This window comes from uncultured Algoriphagus sp. (assembly GCF_963974835.1).
Classification (GTDB): Bacteria; Bacteroidota; Bacteroidia; order Cytophagales; family Cyclobacteriaceae; genus Algoriphagus.
On the sequence record NZ_CAXBET010000001.1, the window covers coordinates 1,257,285 to 1,272,270 of the forward strand.

Sequence of the window (14,986 nt, forward strand, 5' to 3'; positions counted from 1 at the left end):
AACAATACATATGTCAGATAACATGAAAGATTACAGATTTGATTTACACAAAAACCCGAAGTCGATTATAAAAGTAATCGGCGTAGGTGGAGGCGGTTCTAATGCCGTAAACCACATGTTTGGTCTAGGAATTAAGGACGTTGAGTTTGTGGTAGTCAATACCGACGCGCAGGCGCTTAAGTCCAGCCCAGTTCCACTGAGATTGCAGCTAGGAGCCAATCTGACCGAAGGTCTAGGTGCTGGTGCCAATCCCGAGCAAGGAAGAAATGCAGCTATAGAATCAGAGGATGAAATCCGTGAGCTATTGGCAGATAATACCAAGATGGTATTTATCACGGCTGGAATGGGTGGAGGTACCGGTACCGGTGCAGCACCAGTTGTTGCTAGAATTGCAAAAGAGTTGAATATCCTGACAGTGGGTATTGTGACCGCTCCGTTCATGTTCGAAGGAAAGAAGAAAATGAATGTAGCTCAGAGTGGTATTGAGTCTCTTCGTGAGAATTGCGATACTGTTTTGGTTATTTTGAATGACAAACTAAGAGAGATCTATGGCAACCTTGCCATCAGAACGGCTTTCAGCAAAGCAGATGATATTTTATCTACTGCAGCAAGATCTATTGCTGAGATCATCACTGTTCATCAGGATGTCAATGTGGATTTTGAAGATGTGAAGACAGTAATGAAAGATGCTGGTGCTGCCGTAATGGGCTCTTCCACTGAGGAAGGCGAAGGACGTGCGATCCGCGCTGCCGGTGCTGCTATTTCTTCTCCATTGTTGAACAATGTGGACATCAAAGGAGCTGAGAAAATATTGCTTTCTATTATGTCTGGCGAGGACGAAGAATTGTCAATGGACGAATTGAGCGAAATCACTGAGTATATCCAGGAGAAAGCTGGTGACAATGCAGAAGTTATTTTTGGACAAGGTATTGATCCTGAATTAGGCAAAGCCATTCGTGTAACTGTAATTGCTACAGGTTTTCAGATGGATAGACTAGAAGGTACTGGTCAAAAAGTAGAAGCTCCAAAAGCTGTGGCAACTCCGGCACCTGCTCCAGTGGCTAGCACTCCAGTAGAAGAGATTGAGGAAGAGAAAACAGTGATTAACTTGGATTCTGGTAAATCTGAGAAAGTGAAAGAAGAGCCAGTTGCTAACGGATCAACATTTGTTTTCTCAATGCCGAAAACCCCAGCTCCAACCCCTACACCAGCTCCGGAAGTGAAGCCAGTGGCAGAATCGCCTAAGAGAGAAGAGCCAATTGAAGCGGCTAAGCAAGCTCCAAAGAAAGAAAGCTTATTTTCTTTTATGAAGAAAGAAGAAATGAAGCCTGAAGCTCCAAAGCCTGCCCAGGAGAAAATTGTTCATGATCTTTTCGAAGAAGAGGAAGAAAAGAACACAGGTGAAGAGGCTAAAAAAGAAGAACCAGCTACTCCGGCTTTTGCAAATGATTACTATGAGCAAATGAAGCAGAAGGCAATTCAAAGAGCGCACGAGCGATTCGAAAAGCTAAAAGGTAACCGCGCATTCAACCCAACTCCGGAAGAACTGAAAGAGAAAATGGAAGTGCCCGCCTATCAACGTAAAAACGTAGTATTGAAAGAACCTCAGCATAGCTCAGAGCCAAGTATCAGTAAATACAATTTGAGTGATGATAATGAGATTCTAGGAAACAACAGATTCCTGCACGATAATGTGGACTAAGTCCTAAAATTCAAGCAGCATGTCTGCCTGGGTTTGCAGCAAGTCCATGTACAGCCTGTTGGTGAGCAGGTTATCTGACATGTTTTGCTCTATTTTAGCCAGTTTTGGTTTGAGAGCAAGGACATGCATACCCAGATAATGGAAGATGTCGGTAAGGTGGCTCATTGCGATGCCACCGCCGCCTATTCCAGATGAAATACCCACCAAAGCACACTTTTTATTCTTAAATGTATTTGGATAGGTCATCCCGTCTATGAAGGTTTTTAGGATACCAGGGAAAGAACCGTTGTACTCAGGCACTATGAATACAAACTTTTTACCATCCACCAATTGATCGTGGAACTCGTTATACAATTCATGTTTCCCATTATTTTCATACAAAGCATTATCAATAAAATCACTTGGTAAATCTTCCAATTCCAAGATTCTGGATTCCTCACCTTTCTCATTTAAAATGGTTTGATAGAGTTCAGCGATTGTTTTGGAGACAGAATTCTTTCGGTTAGTTCCTACGATTATCTTGATCATTGCATGTTTTTTTCTGAAAGCAATACACTCTTGCCCAGGCAAAAGTTCGAAGCTGGGCGGTAATTTATATATTTAGGGCTGGCAAAATACACCTTATGAAGTACCTAAATCAAATCTCGGAAGCAGCATCTTTTATTCGCTCACAATATACTAGTGATGTAGCAATCTCGATCATTCTCGGTACAGGCCTTGGGCATTTAGGTGATCAAATCACCGTTGAAAAAGAAATTGACTATGCTGACATTCCTAATTTTCCGGTTTCAACTGTAGAAAGTCATTCAGGTAAATTGATATTTGGAGAGCTTTCAGGGAAAAAAGTCATGGCAATGAAAGGGCGCTTTCATTACTACGAAGGGTATTCCATGAAGGAGGTTACTTTTCCTGTTAGAGTCATGAAAAAGCTCGGGATAAAAACGCTTTTAGTATCTAATGCCAGTGGAGGTCTAAATCCAGACCAGGAAGTAGGAGACGTAATGCTAATTCGGGATCAGATTGATCAATTTCCTGAGAGCCCACTTCGTGGAAAGCATTATGATGAATTTGGTCCTAGATTTCCGGATATGAGTGATGCCTTTTCTAAAGACTTGATCGCACGAGCGTTGGGTTTTTCAAAAGCAAACAACTTTCGGGTGCACACAGGAGTCTACGTTGGAGTGCAAGGTCCAAACTTGGAAACTCCCGCTGAATACAAGTACCTCAGAGGATTGGGGGCAGATGCAGTGGGAATGAGTACTGTGCCTGAAGTGATCGTAGCTCGACAGGCGGGAATAGAAGTTTTTGGCATTTCTGCTATAACGGATTTGGGGGTCGAGGGGAAAATTCAACCTGTCACTATTGCCGAAGTTCTTGCAGCTGCAGCCAAAGCTGAACCTGTGATGGCTGAGATTATTAAGGAATTGGTGAGACAGATGGATTGAGCGTTTCTCTACGTTGTCCTGTTTGTCCTGAAGCTGGGCCGTATGGTTTTACTCAGCAAACTGTATCAGTCCGAGGGAAGTCGAGGACAATAATTTTACTTAAATTGAAAAGAGCCTTCGACTTCGCTCAGGCTGACTCTACAGGCCGGGCTAGGTGATTTAGAGCTTTCAACCCTTTTTTAACTGGGACTGACTAATTCGCCATGCTTTTTGCGGAAATGTCGGTGTCCATAATGTTGACTTAACATCTAAAAAAACTGCGCCTTTGCGCCTTAGCGGGAGACACTTCGACTTCGCTCAGTGTGACAGACATGACGATCTTACGCAAAGCATTTGCGCTGGCGCGGGAAAACTCTACCAGCTTGTCGGCTTATAATCCTTCAAAAACTTCCCGTTCCAATGTTTGCCCGTATTTATTCCATCAAATAAAGGGTCCATCACTCGGGCGGCTCCGTCAACTATGTCAAGTGGTGGTTGGAAATCATGTAAATCTTGCTTTCTCTTTGCCAATTCTGCAGGATCTTCATCTGTTACCCAGCCAGTGTCTACAGCGTTGGTGTAGATCCCAAACTTTGGAAGATCAGCGGCAGAGGTAAGGGTCATCATATTCAATGCAGCCTTAGCCATATTGGTGTGAGGATGTCTTGCTTCCTTGTGAAACTGATGGAATTTACCTTCCATTGCAGAGACATTTATGATGTGCTTTTTGCCCGTGTTATCCTTCTTCATAATGTTTACCAGGCGGTTGCAAAGGACAAAAGGCGCCACTGAATTCACGAGTTGCACTTCTAGCATTTCGTTGGTGTGGATTTCTCCAAGTTTCAATCTCCAACTATTTGTCTTTCGCAAGTCAACTTGCTGGAGATCAGCATCGAGTTTTCCAATTGGGAAAATCTCCTCCGAACTCAACGAATCATCAATGCTGTATGGGATTTGCGTGAGCTGAGCAGAAGAAGTTAGACCTATTCCCAATTGCTTTCCATGCCAAGAAACTGGAAGGTTTTTGTTTTCTCCTTCGGCAAATTCCTGACTGAGAATGCGTATTTCTTGCAGACAAGCATGATGATCTGAAAGTAATTTTTGCGAAGCTGAGGAGAGATCCGTCCAAGCCAAAGACTCGTTCTCCATCAAATGCTGGTAAAAGCCTGATGGTCGGCGCACGGTCTGAGCGGCATTGTTGATCAGCACATCCAAGCGATCATATTTCTGCTCGATGTAATTACAAAAAATCTCCACACTAGGAATATGTCTCAAATCCAAGCCATGAATGTGAAGCCTGTCTCCCCATTCATTAAAATCAGGTTCTTTGGCAAAACGCAAAGCTGAGTCCACCGGAAATCGAGTTGTGGAAATGACAGTTGCACCCGCTCTCAGCATCATCAGTGTAATGTGGTAGCCGATTTTCAACCGAGAACCTGTCACTAATGCGACTTGGCCTTTCAGATCTGCCGTTTGAAAACGCTTGGCATAATTGAAATCCCCGCAACTTGGGCACATGGTATCATAGAAATGATGCAATCTGTCAAAGGATTCTTTGCAGACATAGCATTCCCGAGGTGATTCAAGAATGATAGCTTCTTCTGCTTCCTTACCAGTTAAATCTAACATTGTTGGTGCTATGAATATCGAAGTTTCCCGGGCAGAACGGATGCCAGTGGTCTTTCTGGCAGATTTGTCTTTGTCTGCAGTTTTCTTTCTTTGAATCTTTTTTGCTCCTTTTTTTCGCTCAGCAAGTTCCTCTTTGCTTGGTCTGGAAAATCGTCCTGCAGCCATTAAGAGCGCAAGTCTAGTTTCCGCTGGAATATCAAAAATCTGGTCAGTATCCGCATTCAACCCTTCGAGCACTTCAATGGCTTGAGCGATTTGTTCTGGGGTGATTTTCACTGGGGTTACAGATGCTGGTTCCTTTTCCATGGTAGTTAAATACAAGGGCGCAAAAGTAGAGATTTTAAAAATGGAAATAGTTGCTATCAGGTAGAATGAATTTGACAATCACTAAACTTTACTAGGAGAACCTAACTTCGGTTAGATTGGCCTTTTTCAATAGCATCTATTGAATAATAATATAATAGTTATTTAAAATTGTGTATTTATTAAATTGGCATAACTTGTTACTATAAAATAACAATTACTCAAAACCTAAAATTTATTGAAAAGATGAAAACACTAATGCTGATTATGCTTTTTATGGTCTCTATGGTTACCTCAGCGACGGATGTTACTGGAAGATGGACAGGAACGATTATGGACCAATTTGAAGTGGTTTATAACTTTACTCAAGATGGTGAGAAAATAGGAGGGTCTACCATAGGTCCAGATGGTACTAAAATTGAGATCACCAATGGAGTAATCAAGGGCGATGACATATCATTTACCATAAATGTCATGGGTGGTGAAATGCCAATTAAAGGCAAAGTAACAGGAGATACCATGAAACTCACTTTTTCTATGGAGGGCAATGAAATGCCTTTCGAGTTGAAGAAAGAAGTAAAAAAATAGAAAGATATTTTCTGAGTAAGAGAAATCTAAAGGCTAAACCGAAGTCCAAAAGGGCTTCGGTTTTTTTTATCCGTTTTATTGCTGACGCTAAAATTATTCCTTGCCACTAAGGGTAAATCTCTGAGCCCTTGTCATAGAATCAAACTAAACCAATTAGTATGAATTCGTTTACTAAGATTCTTGGGATATTATTTTTGATGGGAATAAATCCCCTTCAAGCTCAGCAGCTCACCCAAACTATTCGTGGTACGGTGATCGATCAAATCACAAAAGCTCCCATGCCTGGTGCTACGGTCATGAGTTTGGGTTCAGACCCGGTGATCGGAACTACCACCGATGTGGATGGCTATTTCAAAATTGCTAATCTTCCATTGGGAGCCTATTCGCTTAAAATCAGTTTTATAGGTTTCAAAGAAATTGTCTTTCCGAACGTGCAACTTAACTCAGGCAAAGAAGTCGTGCTCACAATTCCTTTGGAAGAAGATATCACCCAGATCGATGAATTTGTTGTTACCGCAACTGATAAAGACCGAACAATAAATGATATGATTCAGGTGAGTGGGCGAACATTTTCCGTGGAAGAGGCGAGGAAGTTTGCCGCTGCAGTGAATGATCCTGGTCGGATGGCCGCTTCTTTTTCAGGAGTTACCTCCACAGATGATGGTAATAATAATATTTCGATTCGTGGAAATAGTCCTAATGGATTGCTTTGGAGAATGGAGGGCATAGAAATTCCAAACCCTAATCACTTTGTCAACCCAGGCACTTCCGGTGGTGGGGTGTCGATCTTAAGTTCCCAACTTTTAGCTAATTCAGATTTTCTGACTGGTGCTTTTCCAGCGGAATATGGGAATGCGCTTTCAGGTGTGTTTGATCTGAGCTTGCGCAAAGGGAATAATGAAAATCAGGAATTCACACTACAGGCAGGATTTCTTGGCTTAGATGTGGCAGCAGAAGGTCCAATTGCCAAAAACTACAAAGGTTCTTATCTGATTAATTATAGATATTCCACGCTATCTCTGCTTTCAAAGATTGGGCTTCCGCTGGGCGACTTTGTTACCAATTTTCAGGATTTATCTTTCAATGTTTATTTGCCAACTGGACAAAAAAGTACCATCACATTATTTGGCTTCGGAGGGCTAAGTGATCAGGATGGTGATGCTTTGACTGATTCACTGGAATGGCAATCTGAAGGTGATCGCTATGGCAGTACTTTCTTTTCGAACACAGGAGCAGTAGGAATCAAGCATTCCTATATCTTGAATGAGGCAAACTTCTTGCAAACTACGGTTCTCGCTTCAGGGAATGCACTGGGTACAACAGAGCATAGACTGGATGATAATCTACAGTTTCAGGATCGTTTTTATGAAAACTACAGCAATTCAAAAATCACATTAAGCTCTGTATTGAATACCAAGTTTTCTGCAAAAGCGAATTTGAGAAGCGGGTTTTATGTGAACCAGCTGTACTACAATCTACGGGAGGATAATTATGAGGAAGAAACCCAAAGTTTAGAAACCAATATCAATACAAAAGGAAATACCCAGAGTGTTCAGGCTTTTTCCCAATTGAATTATCGCGCCAATGAGCGATTGGCCGTTAATTTAGGTCTTCATTATTTGCAGCTTTTGCTTAATAATTCTAATTCGATTGAGCCACGCCTTAGTGCTTCTTATGCCTTGGATGAAAAGCAACGATTGAGCTTTGGGTATGGATTGCATTCGCAGGTACAGCCACTTGGGACATACTTTGCGGAGCAAGAGGTAAATGGCCAAATTATCCTTCCAAACAAAGATCTAGGACTGAGCAAATCACATCATTTTGTGCTGGGCTATGATCGCTCCTTGACACCTTACTTGCGAATGAAAGTGGAAACTTATTACCAGCATCTTTTCAATATTCCGATCAAAAGCGGAGTAGATGAGACTTATTCCATCATTAATCAGCAATGGACTTTTGCCACAGATCCGCTGGTAAATGAGGGTTTTGGAAGAAACTATGGTGTGGAGCTTACTCTCGAGCAGTTTACCCATAACGATTTGTATTTTCTTCTTTCTACTTCAGTTTACAGCTCAAAGTATAAAACGAATGAGGATGTCTGGAGAAACACCGCCTACAATGGCAATTTCAATGTGACGCTCACTGCCGGTAAGGAATATAAACTTAAAAAGGAGCGGGTGCTCGGACTGAATGTCCGCGCAATTTATTCCGGTGGACTGCGCACGACACCTTTAAATTTGGAAGAATCCATAGAAAAAGGCGAGGGGATTTATGATGATAATTTGGCCTACTCTTCTCAAAACCCATCCTATTTCCGAACAGACTTGAGACTAAGCCTTAAGAAAAATAAGCCTAAGTCTACCCGAACTTGGGCGCTGGATATTCAAAATGCCACTAACAGGCAGAATGTCTATGGTAGCTATTTTGAGCCGATGACCTCGGAAATAATAACCTACTATCAAACGTCACTTATTCCAATTCTCAGTTATAGAGTAGAGTTTTAAAAACATAAACCGAAGTTCGAAGGAGCTTCGGTTTATGTTACATATTTAGCCAATAAAAACACGGACTATAAAGCTTTTTTAATTTAAACTCTATTACCAGCACATTGGCTATTTATTCATCTCCGCCAGCATCTCTTGTCCTTTAATCAAATCCTTTTTGAAGAGCTCGTAATCACGGTGTTGAGGTTCAGCTCCCAGTTCCACAGCTTTTTTGAACAATGGCACAGCCTCTTCCACTCTTCCTAGTGCGACAAGGCCTTCTCCCATGGAGTCATAGACATTTGGAGAATCCGGGTGGTTTTCCAGGTTGTATTGGAAAAGAGCCAATGCATGCTTGTATTTATCAAATCGCATTAAGCTATAGCCTAACATGTTGAAATCTTCTTCTGTCAATAATGAAGCTGGAATATAGGTTCCTATATTAGAAATAAACGTAGCAAATTCCTCTGGTGAAAGTCTGTTTGCTGCATTTACGATTTTCTTATTTGGGTCTGCGTAGAGTACTTGGCGAACAGATTGGGCAATTTGTGTGGGCTCGGTGTTTGGCAGGCGATTCATAAAACCAGAAGTCAATAGCAGCGAATATTCTGGGCGAATTAGTGCATACTCATCAAAGAAGTCCAGCTTGCTGGCTATTAATAATTTGTAGAATTCCTGAGAATTCATGGATAGCCTATTCATCATTGGAAACACATTGTTACTTCTCCCTAGTATCACCACCGAGGCTACTTCAGGAACTGCTTGAGACGACCAGATTAGTTTATTTTCCTTTAGAATGTCATAAAACAGTTGAGCTTCCAACTTATTTCCAGAGTAATTTCCAGTCATTCGTTGGGCTAGATAATCCATGTATTCAGCTGCTACGGTTTTCCCATCTAATCCATTTTCACTTAGGTAGGCACTTAGCTGAGTCTCATTTTCAGTATCAATTACAGGATCCACGTAGATCATGCCTTCTACTTCACTTGGATGATCTTCTGCAAATTGTCTAGTGAGCAGATTTCCCCAATTATTTCCTACCAAAATATATGGAGGTTGAATCTTCATTTCCTCTAATAGTTCTTCAAGTTGCTGAACGCGAGTGTCTAACGTAAGCGTGTCAAGCTCTGCAGGAGACTTTCCTAAACCAACTCTATCATATGCTAAAACAGGAGAAAACTCTGAGATTTGGTCAAAAACTGAATTCCATAATTCTAAACTTTCTCCGTTTCCAGCCTCTAGAATTACAATAGGTTGATGAGCTTTCCGCTCCGCTAAGCCTGAAGTTTTGGCCTTGATCTCATTTCCTTGTACCGTCACGAGTTGAACAGTTGTTTGAGCATTTAGATGTGCTGAACCTAAAAATGCTGATAGGAAACCGAGTAAAAAGAACTTTTTCATATAATGAGCAGATTAGTTTGAACTAAAAGTTACCTAAAAAATATAACTTACGGAATGCTGATTTACAGATTTTTACAAGTGTTAACAAAATATTTGACTGTGCATAAGAAGCAAGAGATTGTTTATTAAGTCATTTGTCTCTTTAGTATAGTTGTATGGGAAAGTAGGAGAGAATATGCATACAATTTTGAACACTAGGATATTTACCGATATCCATTTGTGATCGAAATTAGACTATTTATAGAACCATTCTTATATTAGGTAAGTATGCGGAATTTTTATTTTCTTTTATTTTTCACGCTCTTTTTTTATCCAAATCTTGGCTTTGCCCAGACGGATTCATTGACTTTTTCTTTTGGAAAAAATGAAGGAAGTCATCCCCAAAACTATGTGCTTACCGGAAGAATTCTAGATAAGATTTCCTTGGAACCTATAGATGGTGCAGGGATCCATGTTGATGGTATTTATACTGGAATTAATTCGGATCGATTTGGCACTTATTACATCAAAATTTCTCCTGGTGATCATACAGTGACTTTCAGGCATGTTTCCAAAATCCCGATTTCTATTCAGGTAATACTATACGCCGATGGAGTAGTGAATCTGAAAATGCAAGATAAAAGCTATGAGCTGGAGGGAGTAGTTGTGATGTCTGATGAGCCGGATCGCAATGTCAGGAATCCGATTACAGGTATGACCAAACTGACCACTCGGGAACTTCAGGCAATTCCTGCTTTCCTTGGAGAAGCGGATATTTTCAAAGGATTGCAGCTTCTTCCGGGAGTGAGTTCGGTAGGCGAGGGCACTTCAGGCATTAATGTGCGAGGGGCTAAAACAGATCAAAACCTACTGTTGATGAATGAGGCTTTGGTATTAAGTTCCAACCATGCTTTGGGTTTTCTTTCTGCTTTCAATACAGATGTTACCGAGACTTTCACATTGTATAAAGGCAATCTTCCTGCAAAATTTGGTGGCAGAGCAGGTTCTGCTCTGGATATAACGATGCGGGATGGCAATAAAAAAAGCTGGCGTGGACAAGCGGGTGTAGGAACTTCCAATGCCAAGCTTTTGCTGGAAGGCCCTTTAGTGAAGGAGAAAGTTTCCTTGATTCTAGGAGGGCGTATATCAAATACTAATTGGCTGCTGAAGCAAGCGCGGGATTACGATATCAAAAATAGCAAACTCGACTTTTACGATATCTATGCTGGGCTGAATTGGGAGATAGCAACTGGCCATACGATTGAAGCCAATACGATGATTACCAGCGATTATTTTAAATTCTCCAATGAGTTTGGATACGATTGGACTAATCGGGTTAGTTCCTTGAGATATCAAGGTGTATTGACTGAAAACTTATCATTTTCAGCCCTAATTGCTGATGCAAATTTCAATAACGCATTTTTTGATCCTGAGGGAATAGATGCAGCAAGAGTAGATAATGGAATGAATTACCAGCAAGGAAAGTTGTCAGGAGTTTGGGCCAATTCGGATTTTGCAGTCACCGGTGGATTGGAAGGGATTTACTACAAAGGCAAGCCAGAAGAGCTTTCTCCCTATGATAATTTGTCCGTCACAGAAAAGTCCCAAGTTGGAAAGGAGCGAGGCTTGGAGTTGTCTGCATTTGCATCTTTGGAATGGGAGATAAGTAAAGAGACTGGAATAGTGGCGGGTCTTCGCTACTCCACTTATAATCAATTCGGTCCAGACACAGTCTTTCAATACAAGGCGAATGAACCTATCACAGCTGATAATATTATTGGATCTGAGGTAATAAATAAAGGAAGTATTCAAAGCTATGCTGGGCTAGAACCGAGATTTTCTTTGCGACAAAATATTAATTCAAATTCATCGGTGAAGCTGAGTTATTCGCGATTGTACCAATACATTCAATCAGTTTCAAATACGTTTGGACCCACACCAATCGACCTATGGCAGTTGAGTACTACTTATATTCCTCCCCAGCGTTCGGACAGTTTTTCTCTGGGCTATTTCAAGAACGCCAAGGATAATAAATGGGAGTTTTCTATTGATGGATTTTATCGTGTGACAGAAAATCAAGTGGAATACAGAGACTTTGCGGAGATATTTCAAAATCCGCACATGGAGACGGAACTGGTATTTGGCAAAGGGAAAGCTTATGGAGTAGAGTTTTTGGTGAAAAAGAATTTGGGGGTTTTCACTGGCTGGTTGGCCTATACCTATTCCCGTTCATTTTTCAGGGCAACCAGTGCATTTTCCGAAGAGCAAATCAATCAAGGTGAATGGTTTCCTTCAAACTACGATAAGCCGCATGAGGTGAATTTTATTGTAAGTCGTAAAATGTATCCAAACGGCCTATTGAATCTAAGCATAAATTACAGCACTGGAAGACCGATAAATGCGGTAAACGCTAGCTACATACTAGGAGGGCTCATTGTCCCAGATTATAGCAATCGAAATGAATACAGAATACCGGATTATTTCCGTGTAGACATCTCTTACAACTTAGAAAAAGTGTTTTCAAAAAATGGGGATAGTTTGAATCTAAGTATTTACAATTTGTTGGGAAGAAGAAATGCCTATTCAGTTTTTTGGAAAAAAGATGGCGATGCCCAGCAATTAAAACCTTTTCGATTGGCAATTTTGGGAGCCATTTTCCCATCTATTTCATATAGTATTCAATTTGGAGGATGTAAGGATGAGTAGGCAGTTATCAGTTATCAGCTATCAGTTTTCTGAGTTTAAAGCTCGGCTTATAGTTTTTGGAATATTTGTAATTCTGGTCTTAATGATTGGGTCTTGCGTGGAGAAAATTGATTTCCCTCTCGATAAAGGGAAGGCTAAACTGGTAGTTTCCGGGCAAATCTCAAACCTATCTGAGCATAAGTATGTGTTTCTCTCCGAGACCACTTCTTCGGATCGCGAGCCTATTTTATCCGGGAATTATTATGTGCTGAATGACCTGCCAAGACCGGTTTCAGGAGCAGTTGTTTTGGTGAGTGATCTGGGAGATAATTGGAGCTATTTGGAAGTACAGCCAGGAAAGTATAGGTTGGATTCATCGGTGAAGATTCAGGATGGAGTTTTGTATCATCTTGAGATTAGTGTCAAAGGAAGAAAATACATTTCCGAGCCAGAGATGCTCCCTACAGTAGTTGGAGAAGATGAGTTAGGATATACTTTTAACCGGGGAGTCTTTAATAATAATCCAGAAATCGCTTACATTTCTATTAATACTGATGTGAGTTTGCCAGAACAAAACGGAGGATATTACTTGCGATGGGATGTGGATGAGGCTTATTTTTGGGATTTGACTTTCTTTCCGAATCCATTTAATCAGCCTCCACCGGATTGCTATGTTTTTGGTTTTCCCGATCCCGAGCGGATCACCTTGCTAAGTGGAGATTTGGTAGGTGAACTAAGCGGGAGTTTATCACAGATTGTTGCTGAGCGGGTCATAGATGAGTCTTTTCTTAGTAGACATTACTTCAATGTGCGTCAGACAAGTATTACAAAATCTTCCTACGACTATTGGAGAAAAGTTAGAGACTTGGTCAATAACTCAGGTTCTGTATTCGATACTCCACCTGCGCCGATTCGTGGAAATATCATCAATGTTGATGATGAAGATGAGGTTGTCTTGGGAAATTTCGAGGTGGCAAGAGTGATGCAATCCCGCATTTATACTACCCGTGCAGATATCCCTTATTTTGAACCTGAGGTTTGCACCTATGATAAATCAAAACCTTACGATGAATATCCAAAAACCTGCCTTAGATGCAGTGAATTTCCAAATAGTACGAATGACACACCACATTGGTGGTTTGATGAGTAAAGAAAACAGTTTGTTTGTTCCAAGTTTAGAGACTTGAAAAAGTAAGGATTTTCAATTTAATGTCTAGAGAATGCGATTTAGCATCCACATTCTTTAACCATATTCGCAATTCCTTTGCTAGTAGCTTTTCGAATTGCTTGACTTACAGATCCAAAGTTCCAAAAGTTTACTCCGCCGTCTTTGTCTCGAGTCCCCCATTCACTGATTTTTGTAATAATAGCATTGTCAGACACGATATTTCCTGTTGAAGTTTCAATCAGTGCTACTCTGATAGTGGCTGATATTTCCATGTCTGGAGCAGGTGGATTCATTTCGTAAAGCTCCTGTTCAGTTCTATAATCCCATTCTTCAGAATTTCTAGTATCTCCCAGAGTAATTCCTAGAAAGTAAGGATATCCTAAACTAGAATTCACTTTTGCTCGCTGTTCGGGATCATTTGGTTCTGTTATTCCTGCGGAAAATAGTTCGTGTTCCAGACGATCGTAGAGTTCAACTTTTGTAAATCCTTTTTCCCTAAGAATGTCCAACACTTGCAGTTCGAGATAAGCTTGCTCACCAGGAGAAAGCTTGCTGAAACCTGCGTCCCATGGTAAAGGCAAAAGCAAAACGCCGTCTGTCTGAGCTAGACAAATATGGCATTTTAACCGAGTGTAGATATTAGTTGAGGTGCAGGCAGCAAAGGCTATCACTATGAATAGCAGTAGTATTCCCTTTTTCAAAATGAAGATTGTAGGTTTTGTTTATAAGCTATGGTTTAGAGTAGAGGACTATTTCGAAACTTCACTTATCGTTCTATACTTAGCCCATTTGCTCAACAACCCCACTATTGAAAAAACTTGAAGAATCATTGCTGAACCTAAGATTAAATCAGTGTTTGGTTTACCGTTAATTTTAAAATAAGCCCCGAAAAATATCATGGTCACACTTAGCAACAAAAGGCGAAACATTAATTTCTGACGCTTGGTGAGATTATTTAGAACTGGAAATGATTTATAAAGAATAATGACAGTAAATAACTATTGGTAAAGATTATTTTAAGATTCTGGAGCAAACTCCAAAATCCTATTTTTATACCAGTCTGCGAGAAGGTAATGGGAAAGAGAGATAGTTATTTGTTCTACCAGAATACCGTCTTTGATTATGTAATGAGTAGGTGAAGAGTTGATTTTTAGTTTTTCATTAACCCACTTTTTATCGACGCTGGCTGTTTTATATCCAAAATCTCCCCATTTAGAAAAATACCTTTCGATTTTCTGTGGTGATGACATCGCAAAGCTTAAGAAAACAATGTCATCCCTATCCTTGAATTCTTGGGTTAGCTTTTTCAAGTTCTCTTCTTCTTCCTTACAGCCTTTACATCCAACAAACCATGTGTTAAGAACAATTAGTTTTTCTTTAAGGTCTGAATATTCAAGCTTGTTTCCGTTTAAATCTATATACTCAAAATCTGGGAATTCAGTACCAACAGGGAGTCCAAGAGTCCTTTCCCTAGCATTTGTGAAGATATCCTCAAGTCCACCTGGTTTAGATAAGTTATTAGTTTGGCTCATAGAATAGGTGTAGGAGCCTAAAAGAGCGAAAATTATCAGTGAAAGTTTTTTCATTAGGACGGAAAGTAATAGACAACAATATAGATAGTTTA

At 40.5% G+C, this 14,986-nt stretch carries 11 protein-coding genes; 6 read left to right on the forward strand and 5 right to left on the reverse strand.

Going from position 1 to position 14,986, the window contains the following annotated elements; genetic code table 11:
- The first annotated feature begins 10 nt into the window (after positions 1 to 10).
- Complete coding sequence (ftsZ, locus tag AACZ73_RS05610) at positions 11 to 1,702, forward strand: cell division protein FtsZ (protein WP_339876149.1); 1,692 nt, start codon at positions 11 to 13, stop codon at positions 1,700 to 1,702.
- A 3-nt stretch (positions 1,703 to 1,705) separates the two neighbouring features.
- On the opposite strand, the gene AACZ73_RS05615 is transcribed toward ftsZ, so the two are convergent.
- On the reverse strand, positions 1,706 to 2,230 hold the full coding sequence (locus tag AACZ73_RS05615; protein ID WP_339876151.1) for an NAD(P)H-dependent oxidoreductase: 525 nt from the start codon (positions 2,228 to 2,230) through the stop codon (positions 1,706 to 1,708).
- A 95-nt stretch (positions 2,231 to 2,325) separates the two neighbouring features.
- On the opposite strand from AACZ73_RS05615, the gene AACZ73_RS05620 reads away from it, so the two are divergent.
- A complete protein-coding gene (locus AACZ73_RS05620; RefSeq protein ID WP_339876153.1) occupies positions 2,326 to 3,147 on the forward strand; it encodes a purine-nucleoside phosphorylase in 822 nt (273 codons plus the stop codon).
- 354 nt (positions 3,148 to 3,501) lie between these two features.
- On the opposite strand, the gene AACZ73_RS05625 is transcribed toward AACZ73_RS05620, so the two are convergent.
- Positions 3,502 to 5,061, reverse strand: a complete 1,560-nt coding sequence (locus tag AACZ73_RS05625; protein ID WP_339876154.1) for an SDR family oxidoreductase — start codon at positions 5,059 to 5,061, stop codon at positions 3,502 to 3,504.
- Positions 5,062 to 5,304: 243 nt separating this feature from the next.
- Here AACZ73_RS05625 and AACZ73_RS05630 point away from each other — a divergent pair, with 243 nt between their 5' ends.
- Positions 5,305 to 5,646, forward strand: a complete 342-nt coding sequence (locus AACZ73_RS05630; protein WP_339876155.1) for a hypothetical protein — start codon at positions 5,305 to 5,307, stop codon at positions 5,644 to 5,646.
- A gap of 158 nt (positions 5,647 to 5,804) precedes the next feature.
- Positions 5,805 to 8,150, forward strand: coding sequence for a TonB-dependent receptor (locus AACZ73_RS05635; protein WP_339876157.1), 2,346 nt, complete (start codon positions 5,805 to 5,807; stop codon positions 8,148 to 8,150).
- A gap of 108 nt (positions 8,151 to 8,258) precedes the next feature.
- Here the strand turns inward: AACZ73_RS05635 and AACZ73_RS05640 are convergent, their stop codons facing one another.
- Complete coding sequence (locus AACZ73_RS05640; RefSeq protein WP_339876159.1) at positions 8,259 to 9,530, reverse strand: alpha/beta fold hydrolase; 1,272 nt, start codon at positions 9,528 to 9,530, stop codon at positions 8,259 to 8,261.
- A 267-nt stretch (positions 9,531 to 9,797) separates the two neighbouring features.
- Between AACZ73_RS05640 and AACZ73_RS05645 the strand changes: the two genes are divergently transcribed.
- Complete coding sequence (locus AACZ73_RS05645; protein ID WP_339876161.1) at positions 9,798 to 12,215, forward strand: carboxypeptidase-like regulatory domain-containing protein; 2,418 nt, start codon at positions 9,798 to 9,800, stop codon at positions 12,213 to 12,215.
- Complete coding sequence (locus AACZ73_RS05650; RefSeq protein ID WP_339876163.1) at positions 12,208 to 13,344, forward strand: DUF4249 domain-containing protein; 1,137 nt, start codon at positions 12,208 to 12,210, stop codon at positions 13,342 to 13,344. The genes AACZ73_RS05645 and AACZ73_RS05650 overlap by 8 nt, the downstream gene beginning before the upstream one ends.
- Before the next feature lie 77 nt (positions 13,345 to 13,421).
- Here AACZ73_RS05650 and AACZ73_RS05655 read toward each other — a convergent pair whose 3' ends face one another.
- Both AACZ73_RS05655 and AACZ73_RS05660 read right to left on the reverse strand, forming a co-directional pair.
- On the reverse strand, positions 13,422 to 14,063 hold the full coding sequence (locus tag AACZ73_RS05655) for a hypothetical protein (protein WP_339876165.1): 642 nt from the start codon (positions 14,061 to 14,063) through the stop codon (positions 13,422 to 13,424).
- 315 nt (positions 14,064 to 14,378) lie between these two features.
- On the reverse strand, positions 14,379 to 14,948 hold the full coding sequence (locus tag AACZ73_RS05660; protein ID WP_339876167.1) for a TlpA disulfide reductase family protein: 570 nt from the start codon (positions 14,946 to 14,948) through the stop codon (positions 14,379 to 14,381).
- Positions 14,949 to 14,986: the final 38 nt, after the last annotated feature.

Excerpts from the sequence above, each read along its gene's own strand:
- ftsZ (WP_339876149.1), top strand. The coding sequence starts at position 11 with ATGTCAGATAACATGAAAGATTACAGATTTGATTTACACAAAAACCCG.
- AACZ73_RS05615 (WP_339876151.1), bottom strand. The coding sequence starts at position 2,230 with ATGATCAAGATAATCGTAGGAACTAACCGAAAGAATTCTGTCTCCAAA.
- AACZ73_RS05620 (WP_339876153.1), top strand. The coding sequence starts at position 2,326 with ATGAAGTACCTAAATCAAATCTCGGAAGCAGCATCTTTTATTCGCTCA.
- AACZ73_RS05625 (WP_339876154.1), bottom strand. The coding sequence starts at position 5,061 with ATGGAAAAGGAACCAGCATCTGTAACCCCAGTGAAAATCACCCCAGAA.
- AACZ73_RS05630 (WP_339876155.1), top strand. The coding sequence starts at position 5,305 with ATGAAAACACTAATGCTGATTATGCTTTTTATGGTCTCTATGGTTACC.
- AACZ73_RS05635 (WP_339876157.1), top strand. The coding sequence starts at position 5,805 with ATGAATTCGTTTACTAAGATTCTTGGGATATTATTTTTGATGGGAATA.
- AACZ73_RS05640 (WP_339876159.1), bottom strand. The coding sequence starts at position 9,530 with ATGAAAAAGTTCTTTTTACTCGGTTTCCTATCAGCATTTTTAGGTTCA.
- AACZ73_RS05645 (WP_339876161.1), top strand. The coding sequence starts at position 9,798 with ATGCGGAATTTTTATTTTCTTTTATTTTTCACGCTCTTTTTTTATCCA.
- AACZ73_RS05650 (WP_339876163.1), top strand. The coding sequence starts at position 12,208 with ATGAGTAGGCAGTTATCAGTTATCAGCTATCAGTTTTCTGAGTTTAAA.
- AACZ73_RS05660 (WP_339876167.1), bottom strand. The coding sequence starts at position 14,948 with ATGAAAAAACTTTCACTGATAATTTTCGCTCTTTTAGGCTCCTACACC.